Consider the following 19,457-nt stretch of genomic DNA (forward strand, 5'->3'; position numbering starts at 1 on the left):
GTCCTCACGACTGCCCTCGCAGACGCAGCCCTCGCGGTGTCGGGGCGAACCCGGCCGCGACGAGCGCCTGACCCACGGGCCCGTGCAGCGCGCCGTCCGCGAGCACCTCGGCACCGTCGAGGCGCGTCACGGTGAGCCGTCCGGTGTGGCGCGTGCGCACGGCGTCGGCGAGCCCGTGCGCGGCGGCCTCGAGGACGGCCCCGTCGGACGTGAACGACAGCGCGGTCCGGCCACCGCGCTCGAGGTACAGGACGAGCGCGCCGTCGACGAGGACGACGAGCGCACCGGCCTTGCGGCCCGGCCGGTGGCGTCCGGGCGCGGGAGCCGGGCGTGCCGCGTCCGCCGACCCGGGGGTGTCCCGCTCGACGTCGCCGCTCGGCCACGCGAGCGCGGCTCCGTACGGGTTCGCGGGGTCGGTCGCGGCCAGCACCACGACGACGGGCCCCTCGCCCTCCGTGCGACCGGCCGCGCCGTGCGGGTCGTCGGCGGCGTCCGCCGCACGTTCGGCGGCCCGGTCGACGACCTGCGCGTCGACGCGCAGGCGGTCCACCGCGCCGGGCAGCGCGAACTGCGAGCCGCCGAGCCGTTCGACGAAGTACCCGCGCCGGACCTGGCCGCCGTTCTCGAGCGCCGTCAGCACGCGGTAGACGTCGGCGAACCGCCCGCCGAGGCCCTCGGACGGCGCGACGGCGCGCGTGAGGACGCCGTGCCGGTCGAGCAGCTGCGCCGCGGCCGCGTGCGCGCGCAGGGTCGGGTCGGCCTCGCGGCCCGGCAGCAGCGACCACCGGCCGCCGGCCGCCGCGGCCGAGGCGGCGGCGCCGCCGGGCAGCGCACCCGACGCCGCACCCACGGCTGCTCCGGTCCCGTCGGTCGCGTAGGCCCGCAGCCCTGCGCGCAGACCCAGCCTCGGGCGCAGCGCCCGGCCCCGCGGTGACGGCGCGCGCGTCCGGTGCGCGGTCGTGCCGGTGCCGAGCCACGCGCGCAGCGGCGTGAGGCCGTCGTTCGTCACGAGCCCCGCCCACACGAGGTCCCAGAGTGCGGTCGCGACCTCGGTCGACGTCGGCGGCGTCTCCTCCGGGGACGTCGCGCGCACGCGCTCGACGAGCTGGTGCAGGAACCAGGCACCGCCGCCCGCGAGCGCCTCGAGGACGCCGTCGTGCAGCACGGTCGACGTCGGGTCGTCGGCGTCCCGGTCGCGCGGCGGCGGCAGCGTCAGGTCGGCCACCGACGCGGGGTGCAGCGACACGAGCCCGTCGTGCCCGGCGAGCGCACCGTGCCCGGCCCACACCACCTCGCCCGCGGCGGTGAGCTCGTCGAGCATCGCCGGCGCGTAGTCCGGGACGCGCGCGGGCAGGACGTGCGTCTCCCACGCCGACGCCGGCAGCACGGCCCCGGCCAGCTGCTCGACGACGCGCGCGACACCGTCCACCCCGCGCAGGGACGCGTGACCCGCGGCGCGACCGGGCAGCCGCACCGGCTGCACGCCCTGCCACCGCGGCAGGAAGACGCCCAGCGCCTGCGGGTCGACGGGCTCGACCTGCGCGCGCAGCGCGGCGAGCGACCGGCGGCGCAGCGTGCGCAGCACCTGGGCGTCGCAGAACTCGTCGCCCGTGCCGCCGAGCTCGTCGGGACGCAGCCGGCCGTGGACCAGGACGCCCGCGGCCTCCATCCGCTGCAGCGCGTCCGACACGACCGCGACGCCGAAGCCGAACCGCGCCGCCGCCGACGCGGCCGTGAACGGTCCGCGCGTGCGCGCGTGCCGGCGCAGGAGGTCCCCGACGGGGTCGGGCACGAGCTCCGTGAAGACCTCGGGCACCCCGACGGGGAGCGCCACACCGAGCGCGTCGCGCAGGCGCCCGGCGTCCTCGACCGCGGCCCACTGCTCGGCGCGCCCGGGCGGCAGCCCGCCGAGCCGCACCCGGATCGCGCGGCGGGCGCGCGCGAGCTCGTCGAGCCACGCAGGCACCTCCGTGCGGTGGTCCTCGACGACACGCTGCGCGGCCTCGTCGACGGTCAGCGGCCCGTGCCGCCGCAGCACGTCGGCGAGCCCCTCGAGCGACGACACCTGCCGGTCCGGCGCCGCGCCTGCGAGCTCGGCCTCCGTCCGGACGACCGCCGCCGGGTCGAGGAGGTCCGCGAGCTGCGACTCGCCGCCCTGGCCGAGCAGCTCGGCGAGCAGCGTCGGGTCGAGCGTGAGCGCGGCCGCGCGCCGCTCGGCGAGGGGCGCGTCGCCCTCGTACAGGAACTGCGCGGTGTACCCGAACAGGAGCGCCTGCGCGAAGGGCGACGGCTGCGGCGTGGTCACCTCGACGACGCGCACGCGCCCGTCGGCGACGTCGCGCATGAGCGACCTGAGCGCCTCGGTGTCGAAGTCGTCCTGCAGGCACTCGCGGACGGCCTCGAGCAGGATCGGGAAGTCGGGGTACTGCGCGGCGACGGACAGCAGCTGCGCGGACCGCTGCCGCTGCTGCCACAGCGGCTGACGCCGGTCGGGACGGCGCCGGGGGAGCAGCAGCGCGCGGCTCGCGGCCTCGCGGAACCGGGCGCCGAACATCGCCGACGAGCCGAGCTCCGAACGCACCGTGTCGAGCACCTCGTCGGCGTCGACGAGCAGGTCGTCGAGCCCGATCGCCGGGCCCGCGTCGGCGTCGCTCCCGTCGGCCCACGCGTCCTCCCCGAGCACGTCGGGCAGCCGCAGGACGATCCCGTCGTCGGCGTGCATCGCGGCGGCGTCGACCCCGTACCGCTCGCGCAGCCGCGCCCCCACGACGATCGCCCACGGCGCGTGCACGCGCGCGCCGTAGGGGGAGTGCAGCACGACGCGCCAGTCGCCGATCTCGTCGCGGAACCGCTCGACGACGAGGACGGTGTCGGTCGGCAGGTCGCCCGTCGCCGCGCGCTGCTCGGCGAGGTACGTGAGCAGGTTGTCGGCCGCCCACGGGTCGAGCCCGGCCGCCTCGACGCGCGCGCGTGCGGCCGGCTCGGGCAGCGTCCCGAGCTCGCGCACCCAGGCGCCCATCGCGCGGCCGAGCTCTGCGGGCCGTCCCTGCGAGTCGCCCTTCCAGAACGGCAGCCGCCCCGGCACGCCCGGCGCGGGGGTGACGAGGACGCGGTCGGGCGTGATGTCGTCGATGCGCCACGTGCTCGAGCCGAGCGTGAACGTGTCGCCCACGCGCGACTCGTACACCATCTCCTCGTCGAGCTCGCCGACACGGCGCCCCCCGCGCACGCGACCGCCGGTGCGTTCGGCGTCGACGGGCACGTCGCTCGTCGTCGCGCCGCTCGCGAGGAACACGCCGAACAGGCCCCGGTCGGGGATCGTCCCGCCGCTCGTGACCGCGAGCCGCAGCGCGCCCGGGCGGGCCGACAGCGTGTCGGTCACGCGGTCCCACACGAGCCGCGGGCGCAGCTCGGCGAACTCCTCGCTCGGGTAGCGGCCCGCGAGCATGTCGAGCACCGCGCGCAGCGTCGCGTCGCCGAGCGTCGAGAACGGCCCGGCGCGGCGGACGACGGCCGCGAGGTCGTCGACCGACCAGTCGTCGGTCGCGACCATCGCGACGACCTGCTGTGCGAGCACGTCGAGCGCGTTGCGGGGTACCGACAGCGGCTCGAGCGTGCCGGACCGCATCCGCTCGGCCGTGACCGCGGCCGGCACGAGCTCGCCGCGGAACGTGGGGAACACGACGCCGCGCGAGACCGCGCCCACCTGGTGACCCGCGCGCCCGACGCGCTGCAGACCGCTCGCGACCGACGGTGGGGAGCCGACCTGCACGACGAGGTCGATCGCGCCCATGTCGATGCCGAGCTCGAGCGAGCTGGTCGCCACCACCGCGGGCAGGCGGCCCGCCTTGAGCTCGGACTCCGTGCGCGTCCGTTCCGCACGGCTCATCGACCCGTGGTGCGCGCGCGCGAGGATCGTCTCCGCGGTGCGGGTGTCGATCCCGACGGCCGTCCCCGACTGCGCCGGTGCCGCCGCGGGCCGCAGCGTGCCCGGGTCGGGGACGTCCTCTCCCTGGCGGCCGGCCCACACCTCGTTGATGCGCGCGGTCAGGCGTTCTGCGCCGCGCCGGGAGTTGGTGAACACGAGCGTCGAGCGGTGCTCCGCGACGAGGTCGACGACGCGCTCCTCGACGTGCGGCCAGATCGACGGGCGGGTCAGCGGGCGGTCCGCGGTCCCGCTCAGGTCGAGGTCGGGCAGCGGGGTGTCCGTCCCGGCGGCGGTCCCGAGCTCCGTGAGGTCCGGGACGGGCACGACGACGTCGACCTCGATGCGCTTGGTCGACGGCGGCTGGACGACGGTCACGGTCCGCCCGCCCTGGGCCGCCGGTCGCGCGCCCCCGAGGAACTCCGCGACCGTCTCGACGGGCCGGACGGTCGCGGACAGCCCGATCCGCTGCACCGGGCCGGGGCCGTCCGGGCGGTCCAGCAGCGCGTCGAGCCGCTCGAGCGACAGCGCGAGGTGCGCACCGCGCTTGGTCCCCGCGACGGCGTGGATCTCGTCGACGATGACCGTCCGGACCCCCGACAGGCCCGACCGCGCGGCCGACGTCAGCACGAGGTACAGCGACTCGGGCGTCGTGATGAGGATGTCCGGCGGCTTCGTCGCGAACGCGCGCCGCTCGGCGGGCGGGGTGTCGCCCGTGCGGATCCCGACCGACACGTCCGGCAGCGTGCGCCCGAGCCGCGCCGCGGCCTGCCGGATGCCGACCAGCGGGGACTGCAGGTTGCGCTCGACGTCCGTCGCGAGCGCCTTGAGCGGCGACACGTACACGACGCGGCAGCGCGCGGCCGGATCCTCCGGCTGCTCCTGGGTGAGCAGGCCGTCGAGCGCCCAGAGGAAGGCCGCGAGCGTCTTGCCGGACCCGGTCGGCGCGACGACGAGCGCGTGCTCCCCGCCCGACACCGCGGTCCACGCGCCCGTCTGCGCGGCCGTGGGCTGCTCGAACGCGCCGGAGAACCACGCCTGCGTCGCGTCGGAGAACCGGTTCAGCACCACCGCGTCATCGTGCCAGCCACCGCCGACACCCGCTCTTCGCCGATCCGCACGTCGGTGTGGGCGCATCGCGCCCGGGATGGCAGGCTGTGGGCCGTGAGGTACCGGGAGTTCTGGGATCTGGTCGACGACGTCCTGGGCAGCGCCCAGGGCCGCGGGCTCGTGCGCGAGCTCGTCGTCCTGGAGCTCGGCAACCGGACCGCGCAGCAGGCGCTCGACGACGGCGAGGAGCCGCGCACCGTCTGGCACGCGCTGTGCGACGCGCTCGGCGTCCCGGACGCCGCCCGCTGGGGCACCGACCCGCACCGCGCGGCACCGCCGAGGCGCTGACCCCGCCGATGCCCGCCGACGAGCGCCCCGACCGCCCGCCCCGCCGGTGGGTGCCGACGCTCGCCGACGTGGGGGACGTCCTGCTGGGTCTCGCGACCACCGCGCTCGGCCTGGGCGTCGCCATCGCGCTCGTCGACGGGGTCACCGCCGCCTCACCGCTCGGGGTCGTCGTCGTCGCGCTCGCGGTCGCGGTCGGCGACCTGCTGCTGCGGGCGCCCCTGCGGTGGTTCGCGGCGGTCGCCGGCGCCATGGGTGCGCTGGTCGCCGGGCTCGTCGTCCAGGTGGCCGTCGCGTGGGTCGCGCTCGCGTACGCGCCGGGCATCGAGCTCGACTCCGCGTGGGCCACCGCCGCGGTCCTGGTCGTGACGGCGGTCGTCATGGCGGCGGCGCGCTGGGTCTGGGGCGCGAACGACAGCGACTACGTGATCGCCGACGTGCTCCGACGCGCCCGACGGCACGCACGGCGGTCGGGTGCGGTGCCCGACGGCACGCGTCAGGCCGGTCTGCTCGTCGTGCAGCTCGACGGCGTCGCGGAGCCCGTGCTCCAGCAGGCGATCGAGGCGGGCCTCGCCCCGACCATGCAGCGGTGGCTGACCGAGGGCTCGCACCGGCTCGAGCAGTGGTGGGCGCGCGTCCCGTCCACGACACCCGCGAGCCAGGCAGGGCTCCTGCACGGCGACTCGACGCAGATCCCCGCGTTCCGCTGGTGGGACCGCGGGCTCGGCCGGCTGGTCGTCACCAACCACCCGGTCGACGCGGCGCTCGTCGAGACCCGGCTGACGACGGGCAAGGGCCTGCTCGCGGGCGGCGGCACCGCGGTGTCGACGATGTTCTCGGGCGACGCCGCGTCGGCGTACGTCGTGATGAGCCGTACGCGCAGCCGCGGGCCCGACGGCGAGCGCGCCGGGCTCGGGCCCGGCCCGTCGTTCCTGCGCTTCTTCGCGAGCCCGTTCGTGCTCGCACGCGCGGTCAGCCTCTCGCTCGGCGAGATGGTCAAGGAGCTCTACCAGGCGAGGCGCCAGCGCGTGCGCGACGTGCGCCCCCGGATCTCCCGCGGCGGGTGGTACGTCGTGCTGCGCGGCGTCACCAACGTGCTCATGCGGGACCTGTCGACGTCCCTCGTCGCCGAGGCGCTCATGCGCGGCGACCCGACGATCTACGTCGACCTCGTCGACTACGACGAGATCGCGCACCACGCCGGCCCGACGCGGCCCGAGTCGATGCGCTCGCTCGAGGGGCTCGACCGCGTGCTGCGCACGCTCGAGGCGGTGTGCGCGGTCGCGCCGCGCTCGTACCGGGTCGTCGTGCTGTCCGACCACGGGCAGGCGCTCGGCCCGACGTTCGAGGACGTCGAGGGCCGCAGCCTCCTCGACACCGTGCGCGCGCTCATGGCGACGCCGGCCGCACCCGGTGTGCAGAGCGGCACCGGCGAGGACTGGGGCCCGCTCAACGCGCTCCTGACGTCCGCGTTCGGCGGCGGCCGCACGGCGACGGTCGTCGGGCCGGACGCCCGCGCGCGCGACACGGGCGAGGCGGCGGCCGGCGGTGACGTGCCCGAGGTCGTCGTCGTCGGGTCCGGCAACCTGGGCCTCGTGTGGTTCCCGCACGCACCGCACCGCCTCGCCCTCGAGGACCTGCAGGAGCGCTGGCCGGGGCTCGTCGTCGGGCTCGCGGCGGTGCCGACCGTCGGCGTCGTCGTGGCCGACACGCGCGACCGTGGGCTCGTGGCCCTCGGTGCACGGGGCCTCGTGCTGCTCGAGCAGGACGACGCCGAGCCGGAGGGCGAGGACCCGCTCGTCGCGTACGGCCCGCGCGGACGCGCCGACCTGGTGCGGGCGGCCCGGCTGGCGCACTCCGGCGACCTGCTGCTGGTGTCCACCGTGTCGGAGCGTGGCCACGTCCACGCGTTCGAGGGGCAGGTCGGGTCGCACGGCGGGATCGGCGGCGACCAGAACCGCGCGCTGCTGCTGCACCCGACGGACTGGCCGGTCGACGACGACCTGCGCGAGGACGTCGGGTCGCTGCGGATGCTCGTCGGCGCCGAGGCCGTGCACGCCCAGCTCGTGCGCTGGGCGACGGCGGCGGGACTCCGCCCGTGACCGCACCGACCGGTCCACCCGCACCGTCCGCACCGGCCGCGTCCGGCGCGGTCCGGGTCCGCTGGCTCGGGCACGCCACCGTGGTGCTCGACGTCGACGGGGTCCGGCTGCTGACGGACCCGCTGCTGCGCGGCAACGCCGGCCTGCTGCGGCGGCGCGGCGAGGCGCCCGACGCGACGCACTGGGAGGGCGCCGACGCGGTCCTCCTCTCGCACCTGCACCACGACCACGCCGAGCTCGGCTCGTTGCGGCTGCTGCCCGGCGCCCCCGTGCTGTCCGCGCCCGCGAACGCGCGGTGGCTGCGCGCGCACGGTGTGGACGGCGCGCTCGGGCTCCCGGACCACGTGTGGTGGCCCGTGCCCGGCAGCGACGTCCGCGTGCGGCTCGCGCCCGCGGTGCACGCCGACCGGCCGATGCCGCACCGCCCGAACAGCGCGCACGGCTTCCTCGTCGACGCACCGTCCGGCCGCGTGTGGTTCGCCGGCGACACCGCGCCGTACGCCGCGATGGCCGACCTGCCCGCGCTCCTCGGCGGGCCGGTCGACCTCGCGCTCGTGCCCGTCGGCGGGTGGGGGCCGCGGCTGTCGGGCGGGCACATGGACCCGTCGCAGGCCGCGCGCGTGTGCGCGCTGGTCGGCGCGCGGGCGGCCGTGCCGGTGCACTGGGGGACGCTGCACGCGCCCGTGTCGCGACGGCTCCCGCCGGGGTGGATGGACCGCGCGGGCCCGGCGTTCGCGCACGCCGCGGCGCGGTTCGCGCCACGCTGCCGCGTGCACGTGCTGGCGCCGGGGGAGCAGGCGGAGGTCCCGGGGGTCGCGGCGGCGGGTGGTGGCGCGTCGGCGGGGGCCGCGGCGCCGGGCGGCGCGAGGGCGGGGAGCGCGGCGGCGGGCGTCGGTGCGGACGCGGGGAGCGCGGCGGCGCCGGAAGGATCGTGACGGCGGTCGAGGGGCGCAGGGCCCTGCCGGGAGGACCTGGGGCCCCGGGACGTCCGGCGGAGGCTGAGGGCCCGTCCGTCGGAGGGGACGCGGCCGGTCCGCGCAGCTCGCCGGGGCGTGCGCGGCGGGCTGCGCGACACGCGCGGCGTGTCGTGCTCCGTCGAACACGTGTTCGGGTATCGTCGCCCTCAGGTGACACGGCCGAGCCGTCCACAGCCCCCGTCCGGCGCAGCCGGTCCACGGGTTGTCGGGGGAGCGGCCGGGATGTCGGTGGTCGGGCATAGCGTCACCTGCGACGAAGACCAGCCCCCGCAGGCGCAGCCGGACGCTGCTCGAACGACGAGGTGGAACATGCCCGCACCCCAGGACCGCGAGAAGGCTCTCGAGGCCGCTCTCAGCCAGATCGACCGCCAGTTCGGCAAGGGCTCGATCATGCGCCTCGGCGACGAGGGGCGTCCCCCCGTCGAGGTCATCCCGACCGGCTCCATCGCGCTCGACGTGGCGCTCGGCATCGGCGGACTCCCGCGCGGCCGGATCATCGAGGTCTACGGCCCCGAGTCCTCCGGCAAGACGACCGTCGCGCTGCACGCGGTCGCGAACGCGCAGAAGGCCGGCGGCATCGCGGCGTTCATCGACGCCGAGCACGCGCTGGACCCGGAGTACGCGAAGAAGCTCGGCGTCGACACCGACGCGCTGCTGGTCTCGCAGCCGGACACCGGCGAGCAGGCGCTCGAGATCATGGACATGCTGATCCGCTCGGGCGCGATCGACATCATCGTCATCGACTCGGTCGCGGCGCTGGTCCCCAAGGCCGAGATCGAGGGCGAGATGGGTGACAGCCACGTCGGCCTCCAGGCCCGCCTCATGTCGCAGGCCCTGCGCAAGATCACCGGTGCGCTCAACGCGTCGGGCACGACCGCGATCTTCATCAACCAGCTGCGCGAGAAGATCGGCGTGTTCTTCGGCTCGCCCGAGACGACGACCGGTGGCAAGGCGCTCAAGTTCTACGCGTCGGTCCGCATGGACATCCGCCGCATCGAGACCCTCAAGGAGGGCACCGACGCGGTCGGCAACCGCACGCGCGTGAAGATCGTCAAGAACAAGATGGCGCCGCCGTTCAAGCAGGCCGAGTTCGACATCCTCTACGGGGTCGGCATCTCCCGCGAGGGCAGCCTCATCGACCTCGGTGTCGAGCACGGCTTCGTCCGCAAGTCGGGCGCCTGGTACACGTACGAGGGCGACCAGCTGGGGCAGGGCAAGGAGAACGCCCGCAAGTTCCTCAAGGACAACCCCGACCTCGCGGACGAGATCGACAAGAAGATCAAGGAGAAGCTGGGCGTCGGCGCACGGGTCGACGCGCCCGCCGACGCACCGGCCCCGGTCGACTTCTGAGGCCCGGCTTGTCTCGCACGAGCACCGGATCCCGTCGTGGGCGCGCCTCCGAGCCGCCCGCGACGGGATCCGCCGCGCACGACGCGGAGCCGGACCCGGAGTCCGTGGCCCGCGCGATCGCGCTGCGGATGCTCACCGGTGCCCCGCGCAGTCGCGCACAGCTCGCCGAGGGGATGGCGCGACGCGACGTCCCGGAAGAGGTCGCGGAGCGCGTCCTCGACCGGTTCACCGAGGTCGGCCTCGTCGACGACGTCGCCTACGCGGAGAGCCTGGTCCGGACGCGACACGCGGAACGTGGCCTGTCCCGTCGGGCGCTCGCGGTCGAGCTGCGGCGCAAGGGCGTCGCGGACGAGGACGCGCAGCGCGCGCTCGAGCAGGTCGACGCCGACGACGAAGAGGAGGCGGCGCGCCACCTCGTGCGTCGTCGGCTCGCGTCGACGGTCGGGCTCGACCCCCAGACCCGGACGCGGCGGACGTTCGCGGCCCTCGGCCGCAAGGGGTACGCGCCGGGGCTGGTGTCGCGGCTGGTCCGCGAGGAGCTCGCGGCGGAGGGAGTCGACCCGTCCGGCCTGGCGGAGCCCGGGCTGGACTGAGGCGACCGACCTCGCGCGTGCGGACGTGCGACGGCCCCCGCGACGCAGGTCGTCGCGGGGGCCGTCGTCGTCGAACCGTCGCGGTGCGCGGCTGTGCGGGTGCCGCTGCGCCACCCGGCCGCCACGGGCGCCTCTGCCGAGTCGGTGCAACCTGCCAGTCGGTCAGGGTGCTCGGCGAGCGGCGTGAGGCGACGGCGTCAGGCGGAGGCCTGGGCGTCGGCGGTCGTGCCGATCTGCGCGGCCGACGCACCGTGCTGCACCTCGATGCGGCGCGGCTTGGCGTCCTCGGCGACCGGGATGGTCAGGGTGAGGACACCGTCGGTGTAGGTCGCGCTGATCGCGTCGAGCGCGAGGCCTCGCCCCACCGTGAGCTGGCGGGCGTACGTGCCGACGGGGCGCTCCTTCGCGAGCCACTGGACGTCCTGCTCGGTGCGCGACGAGCGCTGCGCACGGATGGTCAGCGTGCGGTCCTCGACGTTCACGTCGATCGTGCCCGGGTCCGCACCCGGCAGGTCGACGTGCAGCACGTAGTGGTCGCCCGAGCGGTACAGGTCCATCGGCATGGTCGCCGACGCGCGGTCGGCGGCGAACATCTGGCCGAGCATCCGGTCCATCTCCTGGAACGGGTCGAAACGGGTAGCCACGCCCCTCACCTCCTCGTCGTCGGGTCGCGGACCTCCCGCGACCCGGGTGCTTCCCGGCGTCCCTCGCCGGGTTCGGCTACATCTCCTGTGTTAGCACTCTCGACGGTCGAGTGCCAGTCGCTCGTGGGCGGTGTTCGCGCTCGGAGAACACGGCGGGTGCCCAGGGTGGTGTCGAACGGTCGCGTCGGGCACCACCGTGCCGAGCCTGCGCCGCGCCCGGCCCCGGTTGGGTGAGAATGTCGCCAGAGCCGGGAGCGCGCGCCGCGGGCCCCCGCACGACGGGAGGACACGTGGATCCAGGTCCCATCGCCACGGTGATCGGGCTGCTCGGTGCCTGCCTGGTGGCCCTGATCCTGGTGCTCGTCGCCCGACGCGAGGCAGCCGCCCAGCGCGCGCGTGCCGAGCAGGACGTCGCGAGCATCAAGGACGAGGCGCGCGCCCTGCTCGCGGACGCAGACCGGCGGGAGCGGCGGCTCGCGGAGCGCGAGCGTGCGCTCGCGTCGGACCGCGCGCAGGTCGAGGAGCTCGACCGCAAGGCGCGCAGCCGGGCCGAGGAGGCCGCAGACGCCCGGCAGGAGGCCACCCGCAGGCTCGACGACGCGCAGCGCGAGGCGGACCGCCGCCTCGCCGCAGCCGAGCGTGATGCCGAGGCTCGCCTCGCCGAGGCGGATGCGCTCGCCGGTCGTCGGATCCTCGAGGCCGAGCGTGACGCGGTCGCCGAGCTGGAGTCGACCAGCGGTCTGACACGCGAGGACGCGCTGGAGGAGCTCCGGCGGCGGCTCGTGGACCGGGCCGCGAACGACGCCGCCGCGCACGTCCGGCGCGCGGAGGCGCAGGCGCGCCGCACGGCTGAGGCGCGCGCCCGACGGATCGTCGCCACGGCGGTGCAGCGCACGGCCGTCGCCACGAGCGCGCAGGCGTCGACGACGTCGCTCCCGCTGCCGTCGGACGACATGAAGGGCCGCATCATCGGCAAGGAGGGCCGCAACATCCGCGCCTTCGAGGCGCTCACGGGTGTCAACGTGCTCGTCGACGAGCAGCCGGGCGCGGTCGTGCTGTCGTGCTTCGACGCGGAGCGGCGCGAGGTCGCCCAGGTCGCGCTCGAGGCGCTCATGGCCGACGGGCGCATCCACCCGCAGCGGATCGAGTCCGCGTACGCGGACGCGCTCGCGGCGGCGGACGAGCGCACGGACGCCGCGGGGCACGACGCCGCGGAGCGCGCGGGGGTCGCGGGCCTGCACCCGGACCTCGTGCGCACGCTCGGGCGGCTGCGGCTGCGGACGTCCTACGGCCAGAACGTCCTCGAGCACCTGGTCGAGAGCGCGCTGATCGCCGCGCAGCTCGCCGCGGAGACCGGCAGCGACGTCGAGGTGGCCCGTCGGGGTGCGTTCCTGCACGACGTCGGCAAGGCGCTGACCGCCGAGGTCGCCGGCACGCACGCGACGGTCGGCGCCGACCTGGCGCGGCGGCTGGGGGAGTCCGACGAGGTCGTCAACGCGATCGCGGCGCACCACGAGGAGGTCCCGGCGCAGACCGTCGAGGCCGTCCTCGTGCAGGTCGCGGACGCGATCTCCGCGGCCCGCCCTGGCGCGCGCCGCGAGGAGCTCGACCAGTACGTCGAGCGCATGGACAAGCTCGAGCAGCTCGTGTCGGAGCACGACGGCGTCCGTCGGGCGCTGGTCATGTCGGCCGGCCACGAGGTGCGGGTCGTGGTCGAGCCGTCGGCGGTCGTCGACTCCGACCTGCCGCAGCTGGCCGTGCGGATCGCGCGGCACATCGAGCGCGACCTCGCGTACCCGGGCGAGATCAAGGTGACAGTCGTCCGGGAGACGCGCGCGAGCGCGACCGCCGGCTGAGCAGCGCCCGCCGCGCCTGACGTCGGGCTTCCGGGCGTGGTCGACCCGGCCGGTAGGGCGTCCGGTGGGGCAACCTCGCGGCGACGTGGCCGCGCCCGGCCGGCGTCGACGGCCCTGCGATCGGCGCGTGCGACCCGTCCCCGTCAGCGGCCGGTGGACACGACCAGGCTCGGCGCCTCGACGCGGGCACGCCCGGCGGTGCGTCGCCCGACCCGCCCCGCGAGCACACCGGCGAGCCGCGTGAGGCCGTAGTTGATGACGATGAAGATCAGCGCGGCCACGACGAGCGACTGCAGGATGTTGCCCTGGCTGGAGCCCAGCCGGCGGGCCGCGTCGAGCAGCTCGGGGTACGTGATGATGTAGCCGAGCGCCGTGTCCTTGAGGATGACGACGAGCTGGCTCGCGATCGCGGGCAGCATCGCCAGCAGCGCCTGCGGGACCTCGACGAGCCGCAGCGACTGGCCTCGTCGCAGCCCGACGGCGAGCGCGGCCTCGCGCTGCCCGCGCGGCAGGCTGTGCACCCCGGAGCGCACGAGCTCGGCGAACACCGAGCCGTTGTAGAGGGTGAGCGCGAGCACGACCGCGACGAGCGGGAGGTCGCTCGGCTCGAAGAACTGCAGCTGGGCGAGCCCGAGCCAGAAGAAGATCATCATGAGCAGCACGGGGACGGCGCGGAAGAACTCGACGACCGTGCCGCTCGCGGCGCGCACCCAGGCGGACGCCGAGAGGCGTCCGAGGCCGAACACGAGGCCGAACAGCGCCGAGGTGACGATTGCGATCCCCGCGGCGCGCAGGGTGCCGACGAGACCGGGGAGCAGGTAGTCGACCCAGGGGTCGGGGGTGAGGAAGACGGTCCACAGGCTCGGCTCGAGCTGACCGTTGGCGCCGAGCCGCGACAGCACCCAGACGCCGATCGCGGCGACGACGACCGTCGCGGCGACGTTGACCCACACCATGCGCCGGCGGGTGCGTGGCCCCGCCGCGTCGAAGAGGACAGTCTCGTTCACCGTGCCACCGCCCATCGGCGTGAGAGGGAGGTCGTCGCGAGCCCGAGCGGCACGACGATGATCACGAAGCCGAGCGCGAACGTGAAGAAGATCAGCAGGATGACGTCGGGCCGGAACTCGATCATCGTCTTCATGAGGCCGGACGCCTCGGCGACCGACCCCGCGGCGGCGACCGTCGAGTTCTTGGTGAGGGCGATGAGGACGTTGCCGAGCGGTGCGACGGCGCCGCGGAACGCCTGCGGCATGATCACGAGCCGCGCCGCGGGCCAGAAGCCCAGCCCGATCGCGCGTGCGGCCTCCGCCTGGCCGACCGGGACCGTGTTGACGCCGGACCGCAGCGCCTCGCACACGAACGCCGCGTGGTAGACGGCGAGACCGAGCACCGCGAGGCGGAAGAAGTTGGTCTGGAAGTCCTGCGAGAGCTGGATGCCGAGCTGGCCCCAGAGCCCGAGCACGCAGAACACGACGATGATCGTGAGCGGCGTGTTGCGCAGGAGCGTCACGTACGTCGAGCCGGCCCATCGCAGGCTCGGGACCGGGGAGATCCGCATGACCGCGAGCGCGGTGCCGAGCACGAGGGCGAGCACGCCGGCGAAGAAGGTCAGCTGGATGTTCACCCAGAAGGCGCCGACCACGTCGAACTCGGCGAAGAGCGACGTGAACTGCGCCCAGGTGCCGTCGTCCACCGGCACTCCTCTCGTCCAGGGGGTGTCCGGGGCGGGGGCGTGAGGCCCCGGAGCGATGCGGCCGGGTGGTCCGCGCGACGTCGCCGCGCGGACCACCCGGCGTCACGGTCAGGCGCAGGCGGCCTGCGCGGGCGGGTTGAGGTCCGCGTTGAACTTGAAGCCGGACGCGCCGACGTTCTTGTCGAGGAGCTCCTCCCACGTGCCGTCGTCGATCATCGCGCCGATGGCCTCGTTGATCGCCTCGCACTGGTCGGAGTCCTTCGGCAGCCCGACGCCGTAGTTCTCCTCGGAGAACGGGTTGCCGACGACCTTGACCTTGCCCTCGTTGGCGGGCACCGCGGCGAGGCCGGCGAGGATGATGTCGTCGGTCGTGACGGCGTCGACCTGGCCTGCGGTGAGCGCGGTGACGCACTCGGCGTAGCCCGGCTGCTCGAGCAGGTTCGTGCCTGCGGCGTACTCGTCCTTGATGCGCTGCGCGCTCGTCGAGCCGGTGACCGAGCAGAGGTTCTTGCCCTCGAGGTCCTCGGGGCCCTTGATCGAGTCGTCGTCGGCCGCGACCAGCAGGTCCTGCCCGGCGACGAAGTACGGACCGGCGAAGGAGACGACCTCCTTGCGCTTGTCGGTGATCGAGTACGTCGCGAAGATCATGTCGACCTGGCCGGTCTGCAGCAGGTTCTCGCGCTGCGCGGACGGGGCCTGGACCCACTCGATCTGGTCCTCGGAGTAGCCGAGCGCCTCGGCGACGGTCCGGGCGACGTCGACGTCGAAGCCGGTGTAGTCCGAGCCGTCCTTGAAGCCCAGGCCGGGCTGGTCGAACTTGATGCCGATGCGGATCGAGCCCTCGGCGCCGCCGGAGGTCTCGGTCGAGTCGCCGGTGGCGCCGGCGTCGGTGTCGTCGTCACCACCGCCGCTGGAACAGGCGGCGAGCGTGAGCGTGGCGGCGGCCGCGAGTGCGACCAGTCGTCGTGCGCGCATGGTGGTCCCCTTCTTCTGCGTGGACGTGCGGTGTGTCGGTCAGAGGGTCGGATCGTGTCCGGGTGGGGTCGGGGGCGGGCTTCGGCCGGGTCGGGTCAGTGCGTGAGGATCTTCGACAGGAAGTCGCGGGCGCGGGCGCTCGTGGGCGCGGTGAAGAACGTCTCGGGGTCGGCCTGCTCGACGATCTGGCCGCCGTCCATGAAGACGACGCGGTGCGCGGCGCGGCGGGCGAACCCCATCTCGTGCGTGACGACGAGCATCGTCATGCCCTCGCGCGCGAGGCCGACCATGACGTCGAGGACCTCGTTGATCATCTCGGGGTCGAGCGCGGACGTCGGCTCGTCGAACAGCATGACCTTGGGGTCCATGGCGAGTGCGCGGGCGATCGCGACGCGTTGCTGCTGGCCGCCGGACAGCTGCGCGGGCAGCTTGTCGGCCTGGTCAGCGACGCCGACGCGCTTCAGCAGCTCCATCGCGCGCTCGGTCGCGACGGACTTCTTGACGCCCTTGGCGCGGATCGGCCCGAGGGTGACGTTCTCGAGGACCGTCTTGTGCGCGAAGAGGTTGAACGACTGGAACACCATGCCGACGTCGGCGCGCAGTCGCGCGAGCTCACGGCCCTCGGCGGGCAGCTCCTTGCCGTCGATGGTGATCGTGCCCGAGTCGATGGTCTCGAGCCGGTTGATGGTGCGGCACAGCGTCGACTTGCCGCTGCCTGACGGGCCGATGACGACGACGACCTCGCCGCGGCGCACCGTCAGGTCGACGGACTGCAGCACGTGCAGCGGGCCGAAGTGCTTGTCGACGCCGGAGAGGACGACGAGCGGGTCCCCGACAGGGCGGTCGGCGGCGGTGGGGGGCGGGTCCGTCGCGAGGTCAGCCATCCGTCGACGCTAGAGGGCACATGTCCGATCTGGCCACCCGTGGGGGTCACGGTTGTGCAACACCGCAGTCAAGTGCGCTGGCCGAGCGGTGCTGGACGTGGGTCCGCGACGCACGTGGCCGCAGCGTGCACCGTCGCTCCGGCGCGGTCGGGGACGGCGGTGCCGGGCGCCCGTCCGGCGGGTCGTACCCTTGTCGGTGATGTCCACGACCCTGCCCGCCCCGACGCCGCTCGACCCCGAGGTCACCGGCGCGTCGCCGCGCACCTACCTCGTCAAGACGCTCGGCTGCCAGATGAACGTGCACGACTCGGAGCACATGGCGGGCATGCTCGAGCAGGCCGGCTACGTCCCGGCGACGCCCGAGGACGCCGCGTCGGAGGACGCCGACGTCATCGTCATCAACACGTGCGCGGTCCGCGAGAACGCGGCGGACAAGCTGTACGGCAACCTCGGTCGGCTCGCCGGGACCAAGCGCGCCCGGCCCGGTATGCAGATCGCCGTCGGCGGCTGCCTCGCGCAGAAGGACCGTGCCGGGATCGTCGAGCGTGCGCCGTGGGTCGACGTCGTGTTCGGCACGCACAACCTCGACGTGCTGCCCGTCCTGCTCGAGCGCGCGCGGCACAACGAGCGCGCCGAGGTCGAGATCGCGGAGTCCCTGCAGGTCTTCCCGTCGACGCTGCCGACGCGGCGCGAGTCGGCCTACGCGGGCTGGGTGTCGATCAGCGTCGGGTGCAACAACACGTGCACGTTCTGCATCGTCCCGCACCTGCGCGGCAAGGAGCGCGACCGGCGTCCGGGGGAGATCCTCGCCGAGGTCGAGGCGCTCGTGCAGCAGGGCGCGATCGAGGTCACGCTGCTCGGGCAGAACGTCAACTCGTACGGCGTCGAGTTCGGCGACCGCGGCGCGTTCGCGAAGCTGCTGCGCGCGGCCGGCGCGGTCGAGGGCCTCGAGCGCCTGCGCTTCACGTCGCCGCACCCGGCCGCGTTCACCGACGACGTCATCGAGGCGATGGCCGCGACGCCGACCGTCATGCCGCAGCTCCACATGCCGCTCCAGTCCGGGTCGGACCGTGTGCTGCGCGCGATGCGCCGCTCGTACCGCTCGGAGAAGTTCCTCGGCATCCTCGACCGCGTGCGCGCCGCGATGCCGCACGCCGCGATCACGACCGACATCATCGTGGGCTTCCCGGGCGAGACCGAGGAGGACTTCGCGGACACCCTGCGCGTCGTCGAGGCCTCCCGCTTCGCGTCCGCGTTCACGTTCCAGTACTCGCCGCGTCCCGGCACGCCGGCTGCCGACCTGCCCGACCAGCTGCCGAAGGCCGTCGTCCAGGAGCGCTACGAGCGGCTGGTCGCGCTGCAGGAGCGCATCTCCCTGGAGGAGAACGAGGCGCAGGTCGGCCGCACGCTGGACGTGCTCATGGCCGAGGGCGAGGGTCGCAAGGACGGGGCGACCGAGCGTCGCTCCGGCCGTGCCGAGGACAACCGGCTCGTCCACCTCGCGCTGCCCGCGGGTCTCGCGCCCCAGGACGCGCCCCGTCCCGGTGACGTCGTGACCGTGACGGTGACGCATGGTGCGCCGCACCACCTCGTCGCCGACTCGGCCGCGACGGGCGGAACGTTCGCGGTGCGCCGGACGCGCGCGGGCGACGCGTGGGAGGCGCGGCAGGCCGGCGGCGACGCGCACGACCACGGCGGTGCGGGTGCGGCGTGCGGGACGGGTGCGCCGGCGCCGACCGGTCCCGTCGTCCTCGGGCTCCCGACGATCGGCGTGCGCGCCTGACCGCTGCGGCGCTCGACGGCGTGCGCTGCTGACAGCCTGCGCCCCCCGGCAGCCCGCGCGGCCCTCAGTTGTCGGGCAGGTCCGGCGGGGGAGCGTCGTCGCGCGGCAGCAGGCCCTCGAGCGCGGCGAACATCTGCACGCCCGTGCCGAGCCCGCACGCGACGAGCTGCGCGAGCTGCAGGTCGGTGACGCCCGGCTCGAAGTCGGCGGACACCTCGCTGTAGAGCGCGATGACGCCGTCCTCCTCGCGCAGGTACGCCTTGGGCCAGATGCGCTCGCGGTTCCAGTCGTTGACCGCGAGGCCGACGGCCGCACGCTGCTCGAGCGCGAACGTCCGGTGCCAGCGCCCGCGCACCTGGAGGATCTCCTGGTGCTCGCCGAGCATGAGGAACCAGAACCGGCTGCCGTCCCACGTGCCGGTGAGGTCGCCGTCCTCGTCGACGACGAACCGGTAGCCGCGTCCGAGCAGGTAGTCCCCGATGCGGTCCCGGGCGAGCGGGCGCGGCGGCTCGTCGTCGGCCGACGGTCGCTTGGTGGGCTTGGGCAGCCCGCCGAGGACCCGCAGCAGCCAGCCGGGTCCGCTCATCGTGCCTCCCGCCTCACGGTGCGACCCCGGCGGGGTCGGGATAGCGCTCGTCGAGCGCGTCGAAGAACATGCTGCCGGTCGACAGCCCGCAGAACAGCATCTGGCTGAGCTGGGCGTCGGTCGCGCCGTGCTCGAGGTCGGTCGCGACCTCGGCGACGACGTGCACGCGCCCGTTGTCGCGCACGCGCACGTACGCCTTGGGCCAGATGCGGTCGGCGTTCCACTCGTTGCACAGGTCGAGCACCTCCTCGAGGCGCTCGATGGCGATCTCCCGGTGCCACTGGCCGCGGACCTGCAGGATCTCGGCCCGCTCGCCGAAGAGGAAGAAGTAGAACAGCCGGCCCCGCCACAGCCCGCCGAGGTCGCCGTCGTTGTCGACGAAGTAGCTGAACTGGTTCTCGGTCATCCACGCCGCGATCCGCGCCGGGGTGACGGCCGTCGGCACGTCCTCGGCCGGCTCGGCGACGCCGAGCTCGCGCGCCAGCAGGGCCGCGACGCGCTCGTGCAGCTCGTCGTCCGTCGGCTCCGGCGCGACGACGTCGCGCGAGGCGTGACGCACCGGCCGCGGGCGGCGCGTGAGCCAGCGGCGGGCACGGTCGGCGAACGGTGCCATGCGGACGACCCTACCCGCGCCCGCCGACGCCGCGCGGTCACCGGCGACGGTCATCCGTCCGGCAGCAGATACGGTCGGGGG

Annotated in this window: 15 protein-coding genes; 7 read left to right on the forward strand and 8 right to left on the reverse strand. The window is 75.0% G+C overall.

What is annotated here, in order from left to right:
- Positions 1-4: 4 nt before the first annotated feature.
- Positions 5-4,996, reverse strand: coding sequence for an ATP-dependent helicase (locus tag GXP71_RS04610; RefSeq protein WP_238402618.1), 4,992 nt, complete (start codon positions 4,994-4,996; stop codon positions 5-7).
- Between the two features lie 93 nt (positions 4,997-5,089).
- Here GXP71_RS04610 and GXP71_RS04615 point away from each other — a divergent pair, with 93 nt between their 5' ends.
- From GXP71_RS04615 to GXP71_RS04635, 5 genes are all read left to right on the forward strand, one after another.
- Complete coding sequence (locus GXP71_RS04615; protein WP_162351697.1) at positions 5,090-5,323, forward strand: DUF3046 domain-containing protein; 234 nt, start codon at positions 5,090-5,092, stop codon at positions 5,321-5,323.
- A gap of 8 nt (positions 5,324-5,331) precedes the next feature.
- Entirely contained in the window at positions 5,332-7,422 is a 2,091-nt protein-coding gene (locus tag GXP71_RS04620; protein WP_162351698.1) for an alkaline phosphatase family protein, read from the forward strand.
- Positions 7,419-8,357 carry an MBL fold metallo-hydrolase gene (locus GXP71_RS04625; protein WP_162351699.1) on the forward strand — a complete coding sequence of 313 codons (939 nt, stop codon included), beginning with the start codon at positions 7,419-7,421 and terminating at the stop codon, positions 8,355-8,357. Before GXP71_RS04620 ends, GXP71_RS04625 begins: the two co-directional genes overlap by 4 nt.
- Positions 8,358-8,708: 351 nt before the next feature.
- Positions 8,709-9,749: a recombinase RecA gene (recA, locus tag GXP71_RS04630; protein ID WP_124342842.1), complete on the forward strand. Its 1,041-nt coding sequence runs from the start codon at positions 8,709-8,711 to the stop codon at positions 9,747-9,749.
- Positions 9,750-9,853: 104 nt separating this feature from the next.
- Entirely contained in the window at positions 9,854-10,342 is a 489-nt protein-coding gene (locus GXP71_RS04635) for a regulatory protein RecX (RefSeq protein WP_238402619.1), read from the forward strand.
- 197 nt (positions 10,343-10,539) lie between these two features.
- Here GXP71_RS04635 and GXP71_RS04640 read toward each other — a convergent pair whose 3' ends face one another.
- A complete protein-coding gene (locus tag GXP71_RS04640) occupies positions 10,540-10,986 on the reverse strand; it encodes an Hsp20/alpha crystallin family protein (protein WP_162351701.1) in 447 nt (148 codons plus the stop codon).
- A gap of 290 nt (positions 10,987-11,276) precedes the next feature.
- Here GXP71_RS04640 and rny point away from each other — a divergent pair, with 290 nt between their 5' ends.
- Positions 11,277-12,842 (forward strand): ribonuclease Y, encoded by a 1,566-nt coding sequence (gene rny / locus GXP71_RS04645; RefSeq protein WP_162351702.1) that lies wholly within the window; start codon positions 11,277-11,279, stop codon positions 12,840-12,842.
- 143 nt (positions 12,843-12,985) lie between these two features.
- Here rny and GXP71_RS04650 read toward each other — a convergent pair whose 3' ends face one another.
- The 4 genes from GXP71_RS04650 to GXP71_RS04665 form a co-directional block, all read right to left on the reverse strand.
- Positions 12,986-13,849, reverse strand: coding sequence for an amino acid ABC transporter permease (locus GXP71_RS04650; protein WP_162351703.1), 864 nt, complete (start codon positions 13,847-13,849; stop codon positions 12,986-12,988).
- Entirely contained in the window at positions 13,846-14,535 is a 690-nt protein-coding gene (locus tag GXP71_RS04655) for an amino acid ABC transporter permease (protein ID WP_162351704.1), read from the reverse strand. Before GXP71_RS04655 ends, GXP71_RS04650 begins: the two co-directional genes overlap by 4 nt.
- A 108-nt stretch (positions 14,536-14,643) precedes the next feature.
- Positions 14,644-15,510 (reverse strand): glutamate ABC transporter substrate-binding protein, encoded by an 867-nt coding sequence (locus GXP71_RS04660; RefSeq protein WP_162351705.1) that lies wholly within the window; start codon positions 15,508-15,510, stop codon positions 14,644-14,646.
- Positions 15,511-15,605: 95 nt separating this feature from the next.
- On the reverse strand, positions 15,606-16,394 hold the full coding sequence (locus GXP71_RS04665; RefSeq protein WP_162351706.1) for an amino acid ABC transporter ATP-binding protein: 789 nt from the start codon (positions 16,392-16,394) through the stop codon (positions 15,606-15,608).
- A gap of 199 nt (positions 16,395-16,593) precedes the next feature.
- Here GXP71_RS04665 and miaB point away from each other — a divergent pair, with 199 nt between their 5' ends.
- On the forward strand, positions 16,594-18,177 hold the full coding sequence (gene miaB, locus GXP71_RS04670) for a tRNA (N6-isopentenyl adenosine(37)-C2)-methylthiotransferase MiaB (protein ID WP_162351707.1): 1,584 nt from the start codon (positions 16,594-16,596) through the stop codon (positions 18,175-18,177).
- Positions 18,178-18,241: 64 nt separating this feature from the next.
- Here miaB and GXP71_RS04675 read toward each other — a convergent pair whose 3' ends face one another.
- Positions 18,242-18,763: a YbjN domain-containing protein gene (locus GXP71_RS04675; protein ID WP_124344412.1), complete on the reverse strand. Its 522-nt coding sequence runs from the start codon at positions 18,761-18,763 to the stop codon at positions 18,242-18,244.
- A 13-nt stretch (positions 18,764-18,776) separates the two neighbouring features.
- Positions 18,777-19,376 carry a YbjN domain-containing protein gene (locus GXP71_RS04680; RefSeq protein WP_162351708.1) on the reverse strand — a complete coding sequence of 200 codons (600 nt, stop codon included), beginning with the start codon at positions 19,374-19,376 and terminating at the stop codon, positions 18,777-18,779.
- Between the last annotated feature and the right edge of the window lie 81 nt (positions 19,377-19,457).

Origin of the sequence: Cellulomonas sp. H30R-01, assembly GCF_010119915.1 — a bacterium.
Lineage (GTDB): Bacteria > Actinomycetota > Actinomycetes > Actinomycetales > Cellulomonadaceae > Cellulomonas > Cellulomonas algicola.

What these genes read in the sequence shown, in the direction of transcription:
- GXP71_RS04675 (WP_124344412.1), bottom strand. Translation starts at nt 18,763, where the DNA reads ATGAGCGGACCCGGCTGGCTGCTGCGGGTCCTCGGCGGGCTGCCCAAG.
- GXP71_RS04680 (WP_162351708.1), bottom strand. Translation starts at nt 19,376, where the DNA reads ATGGCACCGTTCGCCGACCGTGCCCGCCGCTGGCTCACGCGCCGCCCG.
- recA (WP_124342842.1), top strand. Translation starts at nt 8,709, where the DNA reads ATGCCCGCACCCCAGGACCGCGAGAAGGCTCTCGAGGCCGCTCTCAGC.
- GXP71_RS04665 (WP_162351706.1), bottom strand. Translation starts at nt 16,394, where the DNA reads ATGGCTGACCTCGCGACGGACCCGCCCCCCACCGCCGCCGACCGCCCT.
- miaB (WP_162351707.1), top strand. Translation starts at nt 16,594, where the DNA reads ATGTCCACGACCCTGCCCGCCCCGACGCCGCTCGACCCCGAGGTCACC.
- GXP71_RS04620 (WP_162351698.1), top strand. Translation starts at nt 5,332, where the DNA reads ATGCCCGCCGACGAGCGCCCCGACCGCCCGCCCCGCCGGTGGGTGCCG.
- GXP71_RS04660 (WP_162351705.1), bottom strand. Translation starts at nt 15,510, where the DNA reads ATGCGCGCACGACGACTGGTCGCACTCGCGGCCGCCGCCACGCTCACG.